General features: G+C 65.7%; 15 protein-coding genes. 4 read left to right on the top strand and 11 right to left on the bottom strand.

The features are described 5' to 3' along the window. From ACKUB9_RS13560 to ACKUB9_RS13545, 4 genes are all read right to left on the bottom strand, one after another. Nucleotides 1-188, bottom strand: a 188-nt coding sequence (locus ACKUB9_RS13560; RefSeq protein WP_407522751.1) for an FAD-dependent oxidoreductase, incomplete at its 3' end; no start/stop codon positions are given. A gap of 155 nt (nucleotides 189-343) precedes the next feature. Beyond that, nucleotides 344-1,546 (bottom strand): ABC transporter substrate-binding protein, encoded by a 1,203-nt coding sequence (locus ACKUB9_RS13555; RefSeq protein ID WP_407522749.1) that lies wholly within the window; start codon nucleotides 1,544-1,546, stop codon nucleotides 344-346. Between the two features lie 55 nt (nucleotides 1,547-1,601). Next, a complete protein-coding gene (locus ACKUB9_RS13550; protein WP_407522747.1) occupies nucleotides 1,602-3,170 on the bottom strand; it encodes an acyl CoA:acetate/3-ketoacid CoA transferase in 1,569 nt (522 codons plus the stop codon). Next, on the bottom strand, nucleotides 3,167-3,919 hold the full coding sequence (locus tag ACKUB9_RS13545; protein ID WP_407522745.1) for an enoyl-CoA hydratase/isomerase family protein: 753 nt from the start codon (nucleotides 3,917-3,919) through the stop codon (nucleotides 3,167-3,169). Before ACKUB9_RS13545 ends, ACKUB9_RS13550 begins: the two co-directional genes overlap by 4 nt. Nucleotides 3,920-4,015: 96 nt before the next feature. Between ACKUB9_RS13545 and ACKUB9_RS13540 the strand changes: the two genes are divergently transcribed. Then, nucleotides 4,016-5,242, top strand: a complete 1,227-nt coding sequence (locus tag ACKUB9_RS13540) for an ABC transporter substrate-binding protein (RefSeq protein WP_407522743.1) — start codon at nucleotides 4,016-4,018, stop codon at nucleotides 5,240-5,242. Between the two features lie 182 nt (nucleotides 5,243-5,424). Here the strand turns inward: ACKUB9_RS13540 and ACKUB9_RS13535 are convergent, their stop codons facing one another. The 6 genes from ACKUB9_RS13535 to ACKUB9_RS13510 form a co-directional block, all read right to left on the bottom strand. Further along, entirely contained in the window at nucleotides 5,425-7,026 is a 1,602-nt protein-coding gene (locus ACKUB9_RS13535; protein WP_407522741.1) for a glycosyltransferase family 61 protein, read from the bottom strand. A 599-nt stretch (nucleotides 7,027-7,625) separates the two neighbouring features. Next, nucleotides 7,626-10,832, bottom strand: coding sequence for an ATP-binding protein (locus ACKUB9_RS13530; RefSeq protein ID WP_407522763.1), 3,207 nt, complete (start codon nucleotides 10,830-10,832; stop codon nucleotides 7,626-7,628). Between the two features lie 10 nt (nucleotides 10,833-10,842). Continuing rightward, a complete protein-coding gene (locus ACKUB9_RS13525; RefSeq protein WP_407522767.1) occupies nucleotides 10,843-11,103 on the bottom strand; it encodes a hypothetical protein in 261 nt (86 codons plus the stop codon). 18 nt (nucleotides 11,104-11,121) lie between these two features. Beyond that, entirely contained in the window at nucleotides 11,122-11,529 is a 408-nt protein-coding gene (locus ACKUB9_RS13520) for a chromosome partition protein MukE (protein ID WP_407522739.1), read from the bottom strand. Then, nucleotides 11,513-12,829, bottom strand: a complete 1,317-nt coding sequence (locus ACKUB9_RS13515) for a hypothetical protein (RefSeq protein ID WP_407522737.1) — start codon at nucleotides 12,827-12,829, stop codon at nucleotides 11,513-11,515. The genes ACKUB9_RS13520 and ACKUB9_RS13515 overlap by 17 nt, the downstream gene beginning before the upstream one ends. Nucleotides 12,830-12,881: 52 nt before the next feature. Further along, nucleotides 12,882-14,060: an adenylate/guanylate cyclase domain-containing protein gene (locus tag ACKUB9_RS13510; RefSeq protein WP_407522735.1), complete on the bottom strand. Its 1,179-nt coding sequence runs from the start codon at nucleotides 14,058-14,060 to the stop codon at nucleotides 12,882-12,884. Nucleotides 14,061-14,696: 636 nt separating this feature from the next. Here ACKUB9_RS13510 and ACKUB9_RS13505 point away from each other — a divergent pair. The 3 genes from ACKUB9_RS13505 (at nucleotide 14,697) to ACKUB9_RS13495 (ending at nucleotide 18,347) form a co-directional block, all read left to right on the top strand. Continuing rightward, nucleotides 14,697-15,335 (top strand): hypothetical protein, encoded by a 639-nt coding sequence (locus ACKUB9_RS13505; RefSeq protein ID WP_407522733.1) that lies wholly within the window; start codon nucleotides 14,697-14,699, stop codon nucleotides 15,333-15,335. A 201-nt stretch (nucleotides 15,336-15,536) separates the two neighbouring features. After that, complete coding sequence (locus tag ACKUB9_RS13500) at nucleotides 15,537-15,950, top strand: SRPBCC family protein (protein WP_407522731.1); 414 nt, start codon at nucleotides 15,537-15,539, stop codon at nucleotides 15,948-15,950. Nucleotides 15,951-16,688: 738 nt separating this feature from the next. Then, nucleotides 16,689-18,347 carry a DNA recombination protein RmuC gene (locus tag ACKUB9_RS13495; protein WP_407522729.1) on the top strand — a complete coding sequence of 553 codons (1,659 nt, stop codon included), beginning with the start codon at nucleotides 16,689-16,691 and terminating at the stop codon, nucleotides 18,345-18,347. A 927-nt stretch (nucleotides 18,348-19,274) separates the two neighbouring features. Here the strand turns inward: ACKUB9_RS13495 and ACKUB9_RS13490 are convergent. After that, on the bottom strand, nucleotides 19,275-19,751 hold the full coding sequence (locus ACKUB9_RS13490; RefSeq protein WP_407522727.1) for a hypothetical protein: 477 nt from the start codon (nucleotides 19,749-19,751) through the stop codon (nucleotides 19,275-19,277). Between the last annotated feature and the right edge of the window lie 21 nt (nucleotides 19,752-19,772).

Genomic DNA, 19,772 nt, shown 5'->3' with positions numbered 1-19,772 from the left:
CCGCAGACGGTGCCCGAGAGGCCCGCCACGGCGCCGCCGCCGCAGAAGCCGTAGCGCTCCAGCAGGGTGACCTGCGCCCCCTGCCGGGCCGCCGTGACGGCGGCCGCCACCCCGGCCGCGCCACCGCCCACCACGAGCACGTCGGCGTCCAGGCTCAGTCCGCCGCGTTGGTCGATCGCTTGCGTCACGGTCGAATCTCCCCTGCGCCGAGGCGCGATCACTTACGAAATCCGATTGATCCCTTCGGGATGGCGGATTTCGGCTCCGCTCGGGTGCGCGGAGCCTCGGCTCCGCCGCGCGGGCTGCCTGATGCGAGATCCGAACTGATCGTCCGGATCTCGCATCAGTTCACGAGGGTGCAGCCGCCGGTCTCGAGCGGCCGGAACGCCTCGGCGGCCGGAACCGTGCGCAGCAGCTTGTAGTAGTCGTAAGACCCCTTGCTCTCGGCCGGCGCCTTGACCTCGAACAGGTAGAGGTCGTGGGTCGCCCGCCCGTCGCTGCGCACCGTGCCGGCGCCGAAGAGCGGATCGTCGGTGGGCAGGCGCTTCATCTCCCGGACGATCCCCCGCCCGTCGTCGCCCGCCGCCGCCGCCCGCGCCTTGAGGTAGTGCGTCACGGCCCCGTACACGCCCGCATGGACCATGTTCGGGTAGACGCCGCCGTTGCGCTCGGCGAAGCGCTTGGCGAAGGCGCGCGTGCCCGGGTTGAGGTCCCAGTAGAACGCCTCCGTCAGCACCAGTCCCTGCGCGGCCCGCAGGCCGAGGGAGTGGATGTCGGAGAGCGTGATCAGCATGCTGGCGAGTTTCTGCCCGCCCTGGACGAGGCCGAACTCCGCCGCCTGCTTGACGCCGTTGATCGTGTCGGCGCCGGCATTGCCGAAGGCCACCACCTTAGCGCCCGACCCCTGCGCCTGGAGCAGGAAGGAGGAAAAGTCGCCGGTCCCGACCGGGTGGCGCACCTTGCCGAGAATCCGGCCGCCCGCGGCCGTCAGCGAATCGCTCGCGTCCCGCTCCAGCGCGTAGCCGAAGGAATAATCGACCGTGATGAAGTACCACGTGTCGAACCCGGCCTTGGTCAGGGCACCTCCGGTCGAGTTGGCCAGCGCCCAGGTGTCGTAGGTCCAGTGCACGGTGTTGGGCGAGCAGTTCTTGCCCGTGAGGTCGGAGGTGCCCGCCCCCGAGACCAGCAGCACCCGGTTCTTCTCGCGGGCGATCTCCGAGACGGCCAGCGCCACCGAGGAGGTGGGCACGTCCGCGATGGCGTCGACGCCCTCTTGGTCGAACCAGCGCCGGGCCAGGGCCGAGCCGATATCGGCCTTGTTCTGGTGGTCGGCCGAGACGATCTCGATCGGCTTGTCGCCGACCCGGCCGCCGAAATCCTCCGCGGCCATCTGGGCCGCGAGCGCCGAGCCGCGTCCGCCGAAATCCGCGTAGATGCCGCTCATGTCCGTGAGGACGCCGATCCGTACCGCCTTCTCGCCCGCCTGCACGTGGCCGGCGGCGAGGGCCGCCGTCAGCAGGGCCGCCCCGATCACCCGCGCCGTCATGGCATCCTCCCGTCGATCGTTCTGATTGGTTTTTCGTGGCGCGCGGACCGTCCGCCTACTCGGCGAACAGCCCGGCCTCCATGAAGGGCAGCGGATCGGCGATCCGGTGCGGCGCGAACTCCATCTGGTCGAGGATGTCGCGGCGCACGTCGACCCCGCGCGCCACCTCGATCAGCGCCAGCCCCTGGGGCTCGACCCGGAAGACGGCCCGCTCGGTGATGACGAGGGCTGATTGCCCGCGCTCGGCGACGCCGGTGCGGACCGGGTAGGTCACCTGCTCGGCGGAGGCGACGAGCTTGCGCACCATGCCCTCCCGGCGGATCGACAGCTCGCCCTCCCCCATCGCGCAATCGAGGCCCGCGGTCGTGAAGGTGCCGGTGAACAGCAGGTCCTGCGCGTTCTGGGCGATGTCGATGAAGCCGCCGGCCCCCGGATTGCTGGTGCCGAACCGGCTGACGTTGACGTTCCCCTCCGCGTCGAACTGCGCGAAGGCGAGCGCCGCGAAGGGGCAGTTGCCGCCGTCGATGAAGTCGAACTGCTGCAGTCCGTCGAGCAGCGCCTCGGGTCCCATGTTGGCCGAGAACTGCCAGCCGCTCATCACCACGCCGCCGAAGGGGCCGTGCTCGGTGGTGAACTGGTAGTCGTCGATCCGCCCGTCGTCGAACAGGCCGGCCTCGGCCATGACCAGGGGCGCGTCCGAGGAGGCGCCGAAGCCGAAGATGCTGGTGCGGCCCGGCCGCACCTCGGCTGCGGCCCGCCGGGCGATCACCTTGTCGGGTCCGAGCGGCAGCCGCGGCAGCGCCGAGGGCGCCGCGCGCTGCCCGCCGAGATAGATCGGGTCGAGCAGGTTGTCGGTGCCCGACATCTGCTCGGGCTCGACGACGTAGTGGTCCACGAGCGCGCCGGGCACCCGCACGTGGTGGGCGGGCCGGGAGTGCCGGTCCACCTCGCGCCGCACCTGCGCCACCACGATGCCGCCCGACGCCTTCACGGCGAGCGCGAGCGCGGTGTTGGACGACATCAGCGCCTCGTCCTCGTAGGACAGGTTGCCGAAGGAATCCGACGACGAGGCCCTGATGAAGCCGACGTTGAGCGGGAAGGTCGGGTAGAACAGGTACTCCTTGCCCCGGAACTCGATCAGTTCGATCAGGTCCTCGGTGGCGCGCTCGGTGAACTTTCCGCCCTGCCGGCGCGGATCCGCGTAGGTGCCGAGCCCGATCTGCGTCATGTAGCCGGGACTCTTGCGCGCGACCTCGCGCAGCCAGTGCATGCTGGCGCCGATCGGCCAGCTATAGGCCTCGACGCGGTTCTCGCGGATGAGGCGCATCAGTTCGGGCCGGGTCCGCTTCACCGGGTGCAGCGGGTTCACGTAGGAGCCCGACACGATCCGCTTCATCAGCCCTTCGACCGCGACGTGGTCCATGCCCCGGATGTCGATCGAGTCGCCTGTCCCGCAGGGGAAGTAGAAGGTGAGGTCGCGCGGATCGCTCTCCTGCCGGAAGCGCTCGCCGAGCGCCTTCAGGAGGGCGTCCGGCGTGATCCAGCCGATCACGCCGACGCTGGCGACGGTGTCGCCGGAGCGCACGAGGCGCGCGGCCTCGGCGGCGGTGATGCGCTTGCTCATGCCTTCACTCCGAAGCGGCTCAGCGTCGCCTGCGCGACCGGATGGCCGCAATCGCCTGCGAAGAGGCGGTTCGCCCAGGCGTCGGCGGCCTCGGCCGTGCCGGCCACCAGCGGCGCGTAGAACTGCTTGGTCGAGGCGACGGCCGGCGGCGGCAGGTCCGCCAGGGCCTCCGCCTCCCGCACGGCCGCGTCGAGGACGTTTTCCCCCGCCTCCACGAGCGCGTCGGCGATACCGAGGCGGTGCGCCTCCCGCCCGTCGAAGGGTGTCGCGCCCCAGGTCAGCCGCCGCGCCGCGACCGGCCCGACGCGGGCCACCACCGCCTGGAGCCCCCAGGGCGGGATCCAGCCGATCGTCACCTCGGGCAGGTGCCAGCGCGCCTGCGCGCCGGTCACCACCACGTCGCAGGAGATCGCCAGCACGAAGCCGCCGCCGAGCGCGAACCCGTCCACCGCCGCGACCACCGGCGTGTCGAGGAAGGCGATCGAGCGGGCGAGCGCGGCGGTGTGCGCCTCGTGCGCGCGCATCCCGGCGAGATCCGTATCCGCCAGTTCCTTGAGGTCGCTGCCGGCGCAGAAACCCGGCTCAACGCCGGTCAGCACGATCGCGTGCGTGTCGGCGTCGCGGTCGAGGCGCGCGAATGCTTGGGTCAGATCTTCCACGAGCTGCACGCCGATCGCGTTGCGTCGACGCGGGCGATCGATGGTCAGGACCGCCACGGAGCCTCGTCTCTCGACATTGATGTCCGGCACGCCTTGCCTCCTTTGGATATTCGTACCATGGTACAGACATGCACGGCTCGTCAACCGGGCGTGCGACACGAGCCACGGGCAGGGAGGTCGGGAGGGATGAGCACCAAGGCATTGCTGCGCGCGTTGTGCGCGGGGGCCGTCGCGGTCGCGAGCGGCGCCGCGCTGGCGCAGTCCGAGTCGTTGTCGGTGAAGATCGGGGTGCTGACCGATCTCTCGAGTCTCTACGCGGACACCAACGGCAACGGCTCCGTGACGGCCGCCCGGATGGCGGTGGAGGATTACCGGAAGGCCGGCGGCACCGTGAAGGCCGAGGTCGTGTCGGCCGACCACCAGAACAAGCCCGATGTCGGGTCGGTCATCACCCGAGAGTGGTTCGACCAGGGCGGCGTGGACGCCGTCGTGGACGTGCCGAACTCGGCCGTCGCGCTCAGCGTGACCGAACTGGCGCGCCAGAAGAACAAGGTGTTCATGAATTCGGGCGCGTCCTCGTCGGATTTCACCGGCAAGAACTGCTCACCCAACAGCATCCACTGGACCTACGACACCTACGCGCTCGCGACCGGCACCAGCCGCGCCGTGGTCGCGGCGGGCGGCGACAGCTGGTACCTGCTCACCGCGGACTACGCCTTCGGCCACACGATGGAGGCCGACATCCGCAAGATCCTCCAGGCCACGGGCGGCACCGTGAAGGGCAGCGCGCGCACGCCGCTCAACACGGCGGATTTCTCCTCCTTCCTGCTCCAGGCGCAGGCCTCGAAGGCGAAGGTCGTCGGCCTCGTCAACGCGGGTGGCGACACGATCAACTCGATCAAGCAGGCGGCGGAGTTCGGCATCGCGCAGGGCGGACAGAAGATCGCCGCCATGGTGCTGTACATCACCGACGTGCACTCGCTGGGCCTGCCCGTCGCGCAGGGCCTGCAGTTCACGGCGGCCTATTACTGGGACCTCAACGACGGCACCCGGACCTTCGCCAAGCGCTTCGGCGAGCGGATGGGCGGGCGCATGCCGACGCAGCTCCAGGCCGGCGCCTACTCGGCCACGCTCCACTACCTCAAGGCCGTCGAGAAGGCCGGGACGAAGACCGACGGCAAACGCGTGATCGAGGTGGCCAAGAGCCTGCCGACCGAGGACGAGGTCTTCGGCAAGGGCACAATCCGGCCGGACGGGCGCAAGATGCACAGCATGTACCTGTTCGAGACGAAGACGCCGTCCGAATCGAAGGGTCCGTGGGACTACTACAAGCTGGTGCGGACCATTCCCGCCGAGGAGGCCTTCCGGCCCATGGGCGAGGGCAACTGCCCGATCATCACCGGATCGCGCTGAGCCCGGGGCGTCGCGGGTGGGCGGGGACGATCGTGCCCTGCCCGGCCGCGACGACCGGCCCCGCAGCCGAGACAGTGCTTGGTGAGGGCGTGCGGCACGCGCCAAGGTCACGCCACGGGATCGGTTGATCACCGGCCGCGCGGGCGAGGTCGACAAGGCCGGGTTGGACGGGCGATCCCGTCTCAGGTGCCTCCACCAGCAGCGCCGGCCGGGTTTTTCAGGGCCTTCAGGCTTTTCTGAAACGCGATGAACAGCGTCCTGGCTTCCTGCGTGGCCTCGGCGTCGTCCGGGATGGCTACGTGCTGCGGATCCGACTCCGCCAGCCGGTGGATGAAATGGCGCAAGGTCTCCGAGACGCGCGACAGGCGCGCCTGCGTTTCCAGCGGGTCGGTGCCGAAGTAGATGCGGACGAGGGGGACCTTGTCGAACTCCACCAAGCCGGCGGGAACGGGCATGTCGGATGGCAGGCCGTCGAGGCGGAATTCCAGGCTCATCGCGGTCCCGTTGGTCTGCACCTTCACCGGCAGCGCGACGCCGTCCAGCGCGGCCTGGAGTTCGACATGGGCATAGGTGTTTTCCCGGTAGTGGCCGCAGCCCAGGATCCGGAGGTCGCCGGCCTTCGACCCGGACCCGTGCCGCCGAGGCGTCTCGCGCGTCTCTTCGCCGGATAGGGCGCGCTCGATGATCGGCTGAAGACCTTCCGTGTCGATGGTGTAGGCGAGGCCCTGCTCGGTGCTCCAGGTCCTCTCGTACTGGCAGGCCCATCGTCTCCCGAGCAGCGCGGACGTGTTCTTGATCCATCGCGACTCGCGTCCCTGGATCATGATCTCGACGACGGGCGTGCCCGGCTCGCAGAAGCCGATGTTGGTCAGGGCCGCTCCGGTTTCGCCGACCACGATCGCGGCGTCCGCGAACAGCGCGATCTGCTCGCGGACGCTGAGCCGCTCCGTCGCCACGTACTCGAAGTCCAGGCGCCGGGCCATTCGCTCGACCTCCGGCCAGTTCTCGACGCGACGGGTCGGATAGGCGCGGCGGTCGATCAGCAGCCGGCGGCCGGGCCGCTGCGACGACGTGATGCCCGCCCGGAGTTTCAGGGTGTCGAACGCGACCCTGGTGGCGATCGACGGATGCTCGAGGTTGCCGCCGAGGAAGGAGGGAAAGATGGCCTCATCGACCTGCACGAGGTCCTCGGCGGATTGATGAAGCTGGTCGGCTCCGATGCCGATCACATCGAGCAATTCCGTCTGCCAGGGCGTGAGCGGCTTGCTCAGGATCTTGATCTCACCCGACGGCAGCAGGTGCTGAACCGAAAGGAGGCCGATCAGGCATTCGATGATGAAATGCCCGTAATTGTGAGACCCCCAGTTGTTCAGCAGGATGTATCGGCCCGGAAGGCGTCTCGCATGTCCGGTAAAGACGAGTTCTTCGCCGTGGAGCGCCAATCCCGGGATCGCTGACAGGTCCGGGCTGGCCCAGCGGGCGGCGTTCACCGAATCGCCGACCAGATCGCCATCGCGGGTGAACACCGCCCCCCAGTTCGGGCTGACGAAGCCCTCGCTCAGTCTGGCATAATAGACGGGATAGGAGTGGTAATCCCCGGCGTCGTGGTACCAGGGCAGAGCGTCGAGATCCGCGCCGTGATGGAAGTCGAACGGTTCAGGACACGCGAGCCGTCGCGACGGTTGCAGGAGGCAGGTTTCCAGAGTGCGGGTCGATCTGCGGCGAAGATCGTCCAGGACGATGCGTGGGCCGTTCAGCAGATCCTGTTGCGCGATCGATCTCATGACGCCGGTACCCCGAAGCTGACGGGAGCGGACCCTTCGCAGCACGCGCTTGATGGAGGCCGGGCGGTGGCGGAGGCAAGGGGCGGCGCGGTCGCGGGATGGCGACCGCCTGCCGGATCACGGCTTAACGATGCCCGGATCATCGCGGTGCGACGGCGGCGCGATGGCACCGTCGCCAGGGACTAGTCGGAGGGCTTGATTTCGCTGGCGCGCCAGTCAGAATAGAACTGCGAACATATATATCATTGAGATTGCACGTTGATTCCGTTTCGAATCGGCCTGTGCGTCGCTCCGCTTGAACCCCGCCCCAGCGCCTCAGCTCAAACCAAAAGTGTTCGAGAGGGCGCACGATGAAGTGGTCCGGTCTACAGCAAAGCAGATCGTCGCGATCCTGCGCGAGGAGATCGGCGGCTCGAGTCCGGGTCCCCATCTACACCGCGGCCTCACTGAAGCGGCTTCGCTCGGTGCCGTCGTGGTCATCTCCTCGCTCACTCGAATCTCGGTTAGGACCTTGGGGTCGCGCTGCATCAGGAAGCGCACGACATGCCCATCCCGAAGGAACTTGACGAGGTGGCCCTTCGGTACGGTGAGTTGCAGGTCTACGCCTGCTGGGCGCCGCCATCGATCACGACGTCGGGGCTCGCGCGCTCGCCATTCCTAGCCGAGAGATGCACATCCTGGGCTGATTGACTCTGCCCCTCCAGCACTGCTCCGACCGCCTCGGTGGACGATTCGCGAGCGAGCATCTGTTCGCTATCGGATGATCTCGGGGTTCTACGGTCTTCGGCCGCCTCGCCGCCGAAACCTCGCAAGGTGCGCACGACGACCACGCTGCGGCCGTTGGCCAGCGGCGCGCGCACGACCGTATGAATGGTGATGTTGCTTGCGAGCGGGATGCCGGGCAGGGCGACGATCATCTGGGTCTTGGTCTCACGGCATAGATCCACGGCCATGGCGAAGGAGTTCCTGTCGAAGCGCGCGCCTTCGTCGAGGAGGAGGAGCGGCAGGCGACGGACCGGCGTTCGGCTGCGGGAATCGCGTGCCCAGGAGCGCAGGATCATCAGAATCACGGCGAGCCCCGAGCCGACCAGTTCTCCAGTCGAGGCTTGGCGGGCGTCGCGCCAACTGCCGTCGGCGCCGCAGATCTCGATGACGAGCTCGACGTAGCGCCGGTAGTCGAGGGGAGCGAAATCCTGGGCATCGACGCCGGTCGCGGCTCGGTAAAGTTCCTGCAAGGCGACTTCGATCGACTTGTCCGACCGGGCGAAGAAGTCTGGTTGGCGGCGCAGCGCCTCGAGAAACTCCAGACGGTTCTTTTGCGGAACGGCCCTCACGCGAACGGCGCGGATGGTGCCGAAGCTCGTCTCCCCGAACTCCTGCGACAGGCGAGCGATGCGGCGGGTGGCCCCGCTGACCTGGCTCTGCAGCGCGGCCGACACCTCGCCCGCGCTGACCTGCAGCCGATCCTGGTGCTCGGACAATTGCCGGCCCAGCCGTTCGAGGCGCCCGCGCAGCGCCACGATGGCCTCGATCGTGTCCACCTCGCCGATGTCGAGGGGATGGAGATTGCGGATGTGCGCCGTCGTCGCGCGGTGCATGTCACGGAGCAGGATACCCGGGTTGGGCCCGTCCGCCTGGAGCGCGGCGAGCGCCTCGGTCCCTTCCGTTTCCTGTAGCAGGTCGCGCAGCCTGTCACGCCGCCGGTATCGCTCGCTCGCTTCGGGTGGCTCCTCCCGTAACCACGCGGGCAGCGATAGCCCCTTGATGGCGGCCCAGGAGGTCATCGCGGCGCGCAGTTCACACCGGGGGCTCTCGTGCTCGCGAGCTTGCTGGGCCGCCTTCTGGCGCGTGTCGCGTTGGCCCTCGTGCGTCGACCGGAGCCGCTCCGTCGCCCGCTCGATCGCTGACCTTAGCCGCTCCGATGCGCGTGCATTGGCGGCATCTCGGTTGCGCCAGTCGATTTCGTGCTGGGCCTTCACCTCGTCGAGGGCGGCCAAGCGTTCGCCAATGTGCCTCGCCTCCGCCTTTGCTTGAGTGAGGGCGCGCGTCAGTCCCACCATTGTCAGGGGCAACAGGTCGTGCTCGACGCGCTCGGCCTCGAAGGCCAAGCGCTGCGCCTCGGTTGCGATCTCGGAGACCGCCCGCCGCTCGGTCTCCAGCTTGGCGCGTCGCGCGCGCAATTCCCCGATGCTACGCTCGCGCGCCGCCCTCCCGAGGGTGGTGCTGAGAGGAAGTCTGGTCAGGCGCACGCTGTCGGTCGTCTCATCGATCCAGCTCACGCCGATGCGCTGCCCCGTCCGATTCCGATGGGGAGCCGGCGAGGATGTCAGCCAGAGCTCCGCGCCGCCGACGCCAACGCGCGCCAGCATGCGGGCGGCCGCCAGCGGCTCGGCGACGACAAGGCCTTGGCGAGCCAGGGGGCCGAGCTGGGCTTCGATCTCGCGCAACTCCTCTGCGTCGCCGCCCTCGAACAGTTCGCTCACGGGCGTGCCGCCGGTCAGAGCGGCCGCTTCGGCCAGTTCCGGGGGCACCCCCTTGGGGCGTTCCAGCGCAGCAAGCGTGACTTCGATCTCCTTGAGCGAGGCGCGCATGCTCGCGTCTGCCCCCTGCGCGGCGGCAAGCGTCTCTTCGAGGCCAGCCAGGAGTTCGGCGAGTCGATTGCCGGCGGCCCATGACTTGCCTCGCGCCTTCGCCGGCTCTCGCTTCTGCAGGAAGGAGCGGGCGCGACGCGCCAGCGAATGGGCTTGGTCGGCGGCCCGGAGCCGATCCTGCGCGGAAGCCTGCGCGTTCCCGAGCCGGTCCCGTTCCTCCCTCACCCGCGTCAGGGCCCGCTCGGCTCGTCCCGACAGATACCGATTCAGTCGTTCCCGCCGCTGCTGCTCCGCCTCGAGTTCGATGATGCGCTCGGCCGCCTCCGCCACGTCGGAATCGAAGCCCGCGAGACTCCGGGCGAGAGCGCGCTTGCGGGTGAGCGAGGCCCGCAGTCGGCCGCGGGCCTCCGCGACCGCCCCGCCGATGGCCATGCCCTCGGCCACGGTGAACGCGTCGAGCGCTCGTACGAGTCTCTCGAGGCGTGCGAGGTTCTCGCTCGTGCGCTCGACTTCGAGGCGGCTGCGGCGGCAGGCGAGCACGTTATCCTGCATGGTCGACAGGATGCGGTCCACGCGCGGCTCCGGGGCGAGTATGTATTCGCGCAGCCCGCGGACGATCTCCGCGGACAGGCCGCCGTGCAGGGAAGTCTCCAACAGGCGCCCGTATTGCCGGCGGTCATCGGGCGTGGTCATGGCGCGGGGCGCCACCCCGAGCTGGAAGAGATCGGACAGATACTCCTCGACCGTCGCGCAGCGGTGGAAATCCAGGCCGCGCTCGAGCGCCGTCTGCGCGAGGTCGCGGAGATCCCGGACGAGCTCGCCGTCGCCGTCGAAGTCAGTGAACAGATCCCGCAGAGCGTCGAGGAGCGCCGACGGAATGTTGCGGATCAGGAATGGCGACGGCTTGAGGCCGCCGCTGGGCTTTCGCTCCAGGTGAACGCCGCACAGGGTCAGATCACCCCCATGCTCGACCACCAGCGCGCTGTAGGCGAAGGTCTCGTTGGCATCGATGCGCGCGGCGATGTCGCCGGTGGCGTGCTGGGCGCTGGTGACGGGACGCACGCGGACCAGCGACAGATCAGGCAAGAGGACGAGATAAGCCGCCGTCAGGATCGTCGTCTTGCCGGACCCGTTATCCCCGCACAGTGAGGTCACAGTGCTGTCAAGCTCGAACGCCTCGTAGGGAAAGCCATCCCAGTTGACGAGGACGAGCAGGCGGAGGCCGTCACCTGCCGTCGTCAGCCTCCCTTCTCGGATTGATCGGTTCGGCCGGCGCGGCGCTCCCCTGCCGCGGCTTTTGGTCGGGGCCGACCTGCGCGGCGAAGCGCTGAGCGAAATGCACGAGCCGGGCGATGGCCTCGGTCGTGCGCACGGCCTCGCGAGAATCATTCGCGAAAGCGACCAGACCGATGGCCGCGATCTGGCGCAGGTGATTGATGACCGCCCCCCGGATCCTCTGCGGCGTGAGGTTGTGCGGCGCGCGCACGCCCGCCACCGCCAGCAGCTACCGCTCGTCGACGAGCGCCTCCAAGGTCCTCACGATTTCGGCGACGGTGATCAGGCCGCCGGACGCGAGCGCCTCGTCCACGTGGTCGGCATCGAAGGCGAGCACCGTCACGACGATGGCGACGAGCATCTCCCCCTCGCTCAGGTGACGGATGGACAGGAGGCAGGCGGAGGGGTCGCCCGCCGGCTCGAGCCAGTAGAAGCCCTCCGGCGCGTGCTGGAGCGTTGCGCCGTAGCGGGCGAAGTGCTCCGAAAGCACGTCGTGGCCGAGGCTCAGGAATTCGTAGAGCGTTTCGTCCGACGTGCGCGTGACGTGGACGCCGGCCCGGAGCGCTACGTCGGCCCGTGGAAACAGCGGGTGCCGCATGGCATCCGCGAGGGTCTCGAAGTCACTGGCGGCTGACATCGTATTCCTTCACCTCCGCCCCGTCCCGGACGTGAACCCACCGCACGAACCGCGACCGGGGCGGTACGTGCCGGGCGAGCAGGGCCTGCAGGGCCTGTCCGGCGGCGGCGCCGAGGAGGGTGAGCGGCACATCGATCCGGGCTCGCAGGATGGGCGCGAACGAAGCCGCCCCGCGTTCCTCCAGTTCGGACTCGAAAGCGGCGACGATCTCGTTGGCCAAGAGGCTGACTTGCCGGGGCAGGTCGATGTCCGGGCTGGCAGCGGCCAGAGCCGCGTCCCAATCGCGCGGCCGTCGCGTCCGCGCGGGCGACCGTTCCAGCAGCACCTCATCGTCGAGGACACGCAGGGACTCGGGTGCACACAGGGGGAGGCCGGGCCCGTCGTCCGGCCAGATCTGGAGCACGCGCCGCAGAGCCGTCGAGACCTCACGGTTCGGATCGACCCTGAGGAGCAGCCGCAGGTGCCCGGTGATCCAGCGGTAATACTCGGACCACAGGTCGCTACGTTCCGTGGACCAGGCGACGATCTGCTCCAGCCGAGCGAGCGTGGCATCGGCCGCGGCAGCCGTCTCGTGCGACCCCGCTATGCGGGCAGCCTCGATGATCCGCTGCACTTGTAAGGTGGCTTGGTCGACCTGCTCGAGCAGCGCTCGGCGAAGGTCCGCCATGGTGACGGTCATGTCGTTGAGCATCGCCATGGCACTCTCCAGGGCGCCCTTGGAGCGCTCCCGAACGATGCCCGGCACCTCCTGGCGCAGGCGGATCTGCTTCTCGTCGAGCATGGCTTGGTAGCCCTGTACCGAGCGCGTGACGGTCTCGACGACGTGCCGCAGCCGCAGGATCACGGCAGTGTCCCAATCCGCCTCCGGGGCGAGTGCCTCGGCGTGCGCCGCGACGTCGGCCAGGGTGCCGGTGACCGCGGCGAGGATGGCCGCGAGAGTGTCGGCCGACACAGGCGCGGCGAGGATGTATTCGCAGATCGCCTGTCCGATCCCGGTCGGCCGCCACTCCGGGACGACGGCGGCGTGTCCGAGGAGATCGGCGCGCATCAACACGCGCGCCTCCTCCAGGGCACGGATCGCGGCCTGGGCCCGGCGGGCCGTCGGCTCGTCCGCGTCGGCACCGAACAGGTGATCGACGTGACAGACCAACGAGCGGAGTTCCGGCAACGACAGGCTCGTGCGCGTGTCGCCCCCGGCCAAGCGTTCGTGGATGAGAAGCAGGAGGGCCACGTGCGCCCGCTCCAGCCTCATCTCGAAGCTGTCGCCCAGGTACTTCTGGACGGACTGCGAGGCCGACATCACCTCCCCTCCCGGTGCTTCGGGGCCGGTGGCCGCGCCCGGCGCAGGCGCGTCATGGCACGTTCCTGCCGTCCTCGACTCGCAGGCATGGGATCGTCTCGCCGGCGCGAAGCCCGCCAACGCCTTTGCGCAGCCGCAGGCGGATTGGGAAGAAGCGAAACGAGCTGCGGTCGAGGTCGGGCAGGTCGTCGAAAGGAGCGGTCACCAAGACCGCCGCGTTGTCACCGGCCTCCTTGACGAGGGGCTCGAGGCGGGCTGCCTCGTCGACGCTACGCCCGACGACGTCGTCGCGGTTGCGCAACGGGTTGTACTTCAGCAGCACGCGCCCGTAGGACAGGCCGACGCGACCGCGCAGCGAAACGGCTTGCAGGGATTTGACGAAATCGAAGGCGCAGTGCAGGGCGGCGTTCGGGTCGTTGAACACGGCCATGACCGCGTCGCCCCAGGTATTGCAGACGGCGACGTCTTCTCCCCTGATCCTCAGGGCGGCGACGCCCCACAGGATTTCGACGATCCTCGCCTTCTCGCCGGGGTCGAGGGCGGAGAACCCCTCCACGTCCATGAACAGGATGGCGGCGCGCCGGGGCCTCTCGGGCTCGCCACCCGTCGCAATGCTGGCGATCAGCTTATCGCGGCGACGTTCGAGCCCCTCGATCTCGTCGTTCTGCTCGCGGATGCGCGCCCAGGCCGATGCCACTTGGCGCCGGAGCCGGAGCACCTCGTCCTCAAGGCTCCCGAGCTTCTTGGCGAGCGTGGGGTCGGCGCGGACGTCCAGCTGTATGGTGCCGTCGCGGTTGCGCTTGAGCCCGATCGCGATGCCCTCGTGCCGGCGCTCGATCTCGTCCACGACCTGCCGCAGGAGACGGTAAGCGGCCTGGCCTCCACCGGCTGGCAGGTGCAGGAGATCGAGCCAGCCCCGGTCCGTGTAGGACGCCTCCTGGAACGGGTCGCGGTCAGCGGCGACGGCGTGCGCCACCTCCTCCTCCCACCCTGGCCATAGGGCCTTGATGCGCCGCTGGATGCTGCCGCGGGCCTTCTGCGAAGCGATTTCGAAGGTACGCGCCTTGCCGGGCTGTGGCTGGACCCAGCCGTTGTCGACGAGCTGCTGGAGTTCGCGCTCGTTGCCTGCAGTCCTCAGGACCGTACCGTCCCGGTGTAGACGTAGCAGGATCTCGATACGCGACCATGTATTATGGCCCGTGGCGGACTTTGCGGTGCTAAGACGGGCCACTGTCCTAAAGCTCAGTTTTGGCGGACTAGTTGGACTATCCCTCACGGCCGGGGTCAAGCCCCCGTCGCCCAATTCCCAAAGGTGGCGAGACGCTTGGTACTCGACCGGCAGGCGTCGTCCGACAGGTAGAGAAAGAGCTGCATCAAGTCTTTTTACAGTGGCCCCATCATGGCCATTCGCTGGATGCGGCTATCTTTGTAACGCCGAGCCGTGACGCTCAAGCCCACCGGGCACGTTCGCTGTTCTGTTCCGAACGGTAGTGGATTTTGGCGCGCCCTACGGGAAACGGCGCACCTCATCTCAGATCGTTGATTTTACGAGGCTTTTTCACCAAGCGTGTAGCAGCAGTGTAGCATCGATCCGGGGCGCTTCGCCAGAAGCTTCTTCTCACCCAGACTCGTGGCCGCGCTCAAGGTGGACGTCGATCTTGCGGCTATGGGGATCGAGTACCCCGAACAAGCTTGGCCGATTTCGAGGACAGCGAGACTGTCGTCTGGTTTCGTCCGCGCTGGCCCGACTCCTAGGTGCTCAGCACCTGTCTCGGGCAGCCTCGCCGGGCTTTCGGCGCAGGTCACGCTCTCGCCCGGAAATCGTGCGAGATGCCGCACCTCCCGCTCTCAGCTACTCCGAGGCTCAATGTTCGTTCGGATCGCCGCACTCCTCATCGTACTGACCAGTCCCGCCATCGCGCAGGACTACAACCGCACCGAACTGATTCGCGGCCTCTGTCAGAAGGACGGCTGCGACGAGTTCCAGGTGCTGCGGGCCGAGCCCATGCTCACCGGCACCACCGGGGTCCTGAAGCGCACGCAGGTGAAGACCTTCCGCGCGAGCTACGGCGGACGCGTCGAGCGCGAGACAGAAGCCGGATACGTGTACTGCTCGACGACGAAGCCCGCCGTCATGGCGCAGGACAAGAGCCGCACGGCAGCCTTCATGCTGGCACCCTTCGCGACCGAGGACAGCAGCGAGACGATCCGGAAGAACGCGAACTTCGTCGCCATGTACTTTGCCATCTGCCATGGTCCGGACCTCGCCCGGCGGGCTGTTCAGGACCTGCGCGGCACGGCATCCTCGCTGGGCTATCGGGTGGCGGCGACGGCCTCGCGGATGATCGATCTGAAGGTGCCGGAAGAGATCGTAGACCGATTGAGCACGCCTCCCGTGGCCCAAGGCCAGCGTTCCACTCCCGCTGCTCCGGCGGTTCCGCAGCGGCGCTTGGAAGTCGCACCAGGGCCTGATCTACTGCCGCCGGGCGAGATCCCGGAAGACTGAAGGCGCTTGGTGGCCTCTGGATCTGGTGATCCGAATCTGATGCTGGATAGACGCCACGAGGGCCCGCTGGCGACCCGTTGCGGTCGTCCGCTCCTTTCCGCACTGCACCTGCTTCATGGCATTCCAGAGATTGCCGCCCGCGAATGATCTAATGTGAAAATGCCCCTCGAAGGCCCATTATCAGGAGGATGCAGACCGCAAATGGCTCAAGAACGGATTACCGTGGAAGCAATTGCTCCCGCACCCCTTGAGATCGTCTGGAAGGCTTACACGTCGCCTGATCAGATCACGCAGTGGAATTTTGCCTCCGACGACTGGCATTGCCCAACCGCGAGCGCCGATCTTCAGGAAGGCGGCAAGTTCACTTCGCGCATGGAGGCGAAGGATGGCAGCATGGGATTCGATTTTGAGGGCACTTACACCAGGATTATACCTAACGAGAGGATCGAGTATGCGTTCGGCGATCGCAATGCGGTGGTCGAGTTCACCCCGGCGGGCGAGCAAACGCGCATAAAGGTCTCGTTCGATCCTGAGAACCAGTTTCCCATCGAGCAGCAGCGCGTTGGTTGGGCGGCCATTCTCAACAATTTTTGCAAGCATGTCGCGAAACGCTAAGCCGCGCCCAACGCGTAAACGAAGGGTGCGACCGCTTTTCACCCTCAGCGGTCCCTCAGGCGGTAAAGCTGATTGAGCCTAGACCTAGGGTATGGTGACACAGACTGTATCAAGAAAGACATTCCAGTACACAGCAGCGACCTTGCCCTGGAACGGCGGCAATTGCCCTGCTTAGCTGAGGCGACGGGAGCCGGTTCATGGGTCCCGAGTGGACGCATGAACTAGATGGTCCGACCCAAGCAGGTCGAGAGAGGCACGCCCGTCGAGGCTCTCGCGGGCACGGTCGAGCGCGTCACTTTCCATTCGCCTTCAGGTCCACGCGGTCCGTGTGTACCGGTTTTCAGAGAACCGGTACAACCTCATCGTGGTGCCTCCCGCGGGCCCGCGATGTGCTACTCGACCTTACCGCAGAGTGGGTCGCCACCACGCGATCACGCGTCTTGCAGTTGCGACTTCGCGCACAAGCCGCGAAGACGTCGCCTCTCTGACTGGCATGAGGTCACACGAAGCGTATGTCAGCTCTCGGAATCACGATGTATGTCGTAAATCATGGCTTGTGCCTGATGCCAATAGATGTTGAGAACATCAAGCAATCGATTTTGTGCCCTACCTGAGACAAACGAACCGCGGCAACGGCGCAACGCTCACCAGTGTTCCCTTTCTGTTCCTATTGCCCTTCGTCCATAGATTGATAGCCATCACGCGGCGCGATTGTGCGCTGATGAAGGAAAAACATTCATGGTTGAGGTGCTGTTGACCGTGGTCGCCGTGTTCGTCGCGATCACGATGGTTCTGGCGGCCCTCATCTTCCTAAGGCTCAGCCGCATAGTCGGTTCGGAAGCGCTCAGCCGCGAAACGGTTGCGCAACTCCTGCGGATCGAGACGGACCTGATCAAGCGCGCGGGCGAGGAGCAGTCACGAGGACTGCGTGAAGAACTTGCCGGGCGGATCCGTGACTTTCGCGAGAGTACGACCGGCACCTTCACGGTGCACTTTCAGGGAGCCGAGACCCAGATGCGCACCTTCGGCGAGAGACTCGACGCGGGGATCAAGATCGTCGAGCACAGGGTGCATGGCATTGCGGAGAAGCTCGACGCCGACCTTGGCCAGATGGGTGCGAGCGCCGAGCGAAACCGCGAGAGCCTGCGCATCTTGGTCGAGAACAAACTCGACGCCGCCGCCACGAAGCAGAACGATGAAGCCAAGAGCCTTCGAGACGAGTTAGGACAAAATTTTCACCGTTTGGGCGGGAATATTTCGAACACGCTGTCTGAGATGAGCGAACGGCAGAAGGAGCGACTGGATAAAACCACCGCCGCCATTGACAGTCTGCGCGAGAAGAACGAGCAGTCAGGCGAGACGCTCCGGGCCGCTGTCGAAGGCCGCCTCGAAGCTTTGAGTCAGCAGAATGCCGCCAAGCTTGACGAGATGCGGCAAGTCGTGGACGAGAAGCTGCAATCGACCTTGGAGTCACGCTTGGGCGAGTCGTTCAACCGCGTTGTCGAGCAACTCAACCGCGTGCACGAGGGCCTGGGCGAGATGAAGAGTCTCGCCTCGAACGTTGGTGATCTGAAGAATGTCCTGACCAACGTGAAGGTGCGCGGCACTTACGGTGAAGTCCAGCTTGAGATACTCCTGGAACAATTTCTGACCCGCGACCAGTACATCAAGGATGCGCGCGTCAAGGAAAACACCACCGAGCGGGTGGAATTCGCGATCAAGCTGCCCGGCGCCGGAGTGGGTGAGGAGGTTTTGATCCCAATCGACGCCAAATTTCCACGTGAGACCTATGACCGGCTCATCGATGCGTCGGCGGCGGGCGACGAAGAGGCGATTAAGCTCCACCGCAAGCAGCTTGAGGCTCAGGTGCGGGCCTGCGCCAAGACGATCTGCGAGAAGTACATCAACCCGCCGATCACGACGAACTTCGCGATCCTGTTCCTCCCTACCGAGGGCCTGTACGCGGAAGCGCTCCGGCAAGTGGGACTTTTCGAATGCATGCAGCGCGAGCATCAGGTGACACTTGCTGGTCCGACGACGCTGGCGGCTCTGCTCAATGCCTTGCAGATGGGTTTCCGCTCCATAGCAATCGAGCGGCGGTCAGGAGAGGTCTGGAAGGTACTCGGCGCAGTTCGAACCGAGTTCGGCAAGTACAACGACGTGGTTCAGAAACTCGGCAACCAGCTTGCGACGGCCGCCAAGTCGGTCGATAGCCTCGGCGTTCGCACGCGGGCAATGGACCGGAAGCTGCGAGACGTCGAAATGCTGCCGGAGGGAACCTCCACGGCGGCGCTACTTGGATTTGAGGGTGAGGATGTGCATCCGCTTCCCAGCGAAGCTGTGATGTCGGGGCTCGCTGACAGCGGGACGCCGATCCTTGTACCGCAAATGCGGTAAAAGGATCGACTTGGCCGCCAGTCGCGATGAGGATAAATCAGGCGCTTAAACGCTTCGTTAGGGATCTGCCTCGAATCTTGGATCTCGCTGTGACAAGGACTCAGGCTTTCCGAGTCCTTATCTTTGTGTTTATTCTTTTATTCAGATCGCAGGCTAGAGCGATTTGGGACTATCCTTTACATCGATGATGTAATTTGCACAACGTTGAGCTTTGGAGAGGTTTCTATGAGAAAGACCCTTCCTTAAGTATTTTTTGTCCATCTCAGAAATATCGTAACCGAGAGTTTCGATTACCATTTGCAATGCAAACACGTCTTCGCGCGTAAAGGTATTCACACGGGACTCAATAAAATTATGTAATGCCCTATTGTTGTTAGTTTCCATTTTTATTGCGCTTTGAGCGCGCCTCATTGCGCACTTGTATCGGTACTTATTGCGTACTGCCAAGCTTAGAAGGCCTGTCAAGCATATCAAGGTAACAAATTGAGTCTCAGCGTGGACAACCAAGGAAGAGACAACTGCCACGAAAATTTCCATTTCGAACGCGGTCCTCATGCCAAACGCGGTATCAGATGTAGTATAATCGATGCAGAGGATCTGGCTTTGACATCTCTGCCCCGGATCGCGGAATTGACCGCGAACCCGGCCTGCATCGAGTCATTCAGGTAGTGATTGTCGTCAAGTCCAACAGCATTGCGATGAGTCGAAACAGATCCAGGCCCCCAGTGTTAGATCCGAAATCTCGACTGCGGAAGCGAAGCCTTCATCGGCCGACCTCCCGCGACAGGTTTCGGGCAAACAACTCGCCGTTGCGGATGTCGCGGCGCACCGAAGTGCGCCTTGTCCAGGAGTTGCCCTGTGCGCTCCTCCTGCCGGTCGGCCGCAGCCTCCAGGCAAACCGAACCCGCACGCGAGACATAGTGCTGATCAGTTGCGCCGAAAGAGGGAGACCTCATACTCATCGCCTCCGATGATGGCTACTGTTTTGATACCATCCGTGACGAGAACTGCTTGCGGCCGGTAGCTATAGCTGTATTTGTAAGATTTGCATTCCAGTATAAGGTCGTTATCGAGGACGTAACGCTTGCCGTAATCGCAACCATTGAATTCGTCATTGATATTTGTTTTCATGCTGTCACCATTAATAACCGAGGCGTTGTATATTTCGTCCTCAATCGCGAGCCTATCGTTACCGGTGACCACAATATATGGCATAAATTGCGTATAAGTTTTGCTTTCCTGACAGCGAAGCACTTTTTGAGGTGTGGTGAGTGGATACAGTCTCCCGTGGGCACACCCTCTGAACTGACCGTCTATTTGACTTACAAACCCTCGTGGCTCACTTGCCTGCGCATCGCTCGCTAGAAAAACTGACGCAATAAGAACGATGATTGCACAACGCATGAGGTTGTCCCTTTTTTCAAT

Origin of the sequence: Methylobacterium oryzisoli (genome assembly GCF_046557895.1) — a bacterium.
Taxonomy (GTDB): domain Bacteria; phylum Pseudomonadota; class Alphaproteobacteria; order Rhizobiales; family Beijerinckiaceae; genus Methylobacterium; species Methylobacterium oryzisoli.
Note: the sequence above shows the minus strand (reverse complement) of the source record. Positions and strands in the feature narration are given on the sequence as shown.

Coding starts and splice junctions, on each gene's coding strand:
- ACKUB9_RS13490 (WP_407522727.1), bottom strand. CDS start 19,751: ATGCGTTGTGCAATCATCGTTCTTATTGCGTCAGTTTTTCTAGCGAGC.
- ACKUB9_RS13515 (WP_407522737.1), bottom strand. CDS start 12,829: ATGTCGGCCTCGCAGTCCGTCCAGAAGTACCTGGGCGACAGCTTCGAG.
- ACKUB9_RS13500 (WP_407522731.1), top strand. CDS start 15,537: ATGGCTCAAGAACGGATTACCGTGGAAGCAATTGCTCCCGCACCCCTT.
- ACKUB9_RS13520 (WP_407522739.1), bottom strand. CDS start 11,529: ATGTCAGCCGCCAGTGACTTCGAGACCCTCGCGGATGCCATGCGGCAC.
- ACKUB9_RS13495 (WP_407522729.1), top strand. CDS start 16,689: ATGGTTGAGGTGCTGTTGACCGTGGTCGCCGTGTTCGTCGCGATCACG.
- ACKUB9_RS13540 (WP_407522743.1), top strand. CDS start 4,016: ATGAGCACCAAGGCATTGCTGCGCGCGTTGTGCGCGGGGGCCGTCGCG.
- ACKUB9_RS13550 (WP_407522747.1), bottom strand. CDS start 3,170: ATGAGCAAGCGCATCACCGCCGCCGAGGCCGCGCGCCTCGTGCGCTCC.
- ACKUB9_RS13555 (WP_407522749.1), bottom strand. CDS start 1,546: ATGACGGCGCGGGTGATCGGGGCGGCCCTGCTGACGGCGGCCCTCGCC.
- ACKUB9_RS13535 (WP_407522741.1), bottom strand. CDS start 7,026: ATGAGATCGATCGCGCAACAGGATCTGCTGAACGGCCCACGCATCGTC.
- ACKUB9_RS13505 (WP_407522733.1), top strand. CDS start 14,697: ATGTTCGTTCGGATCGCCGCACTCCTCATCGTACTGACCAGTCCCGCC.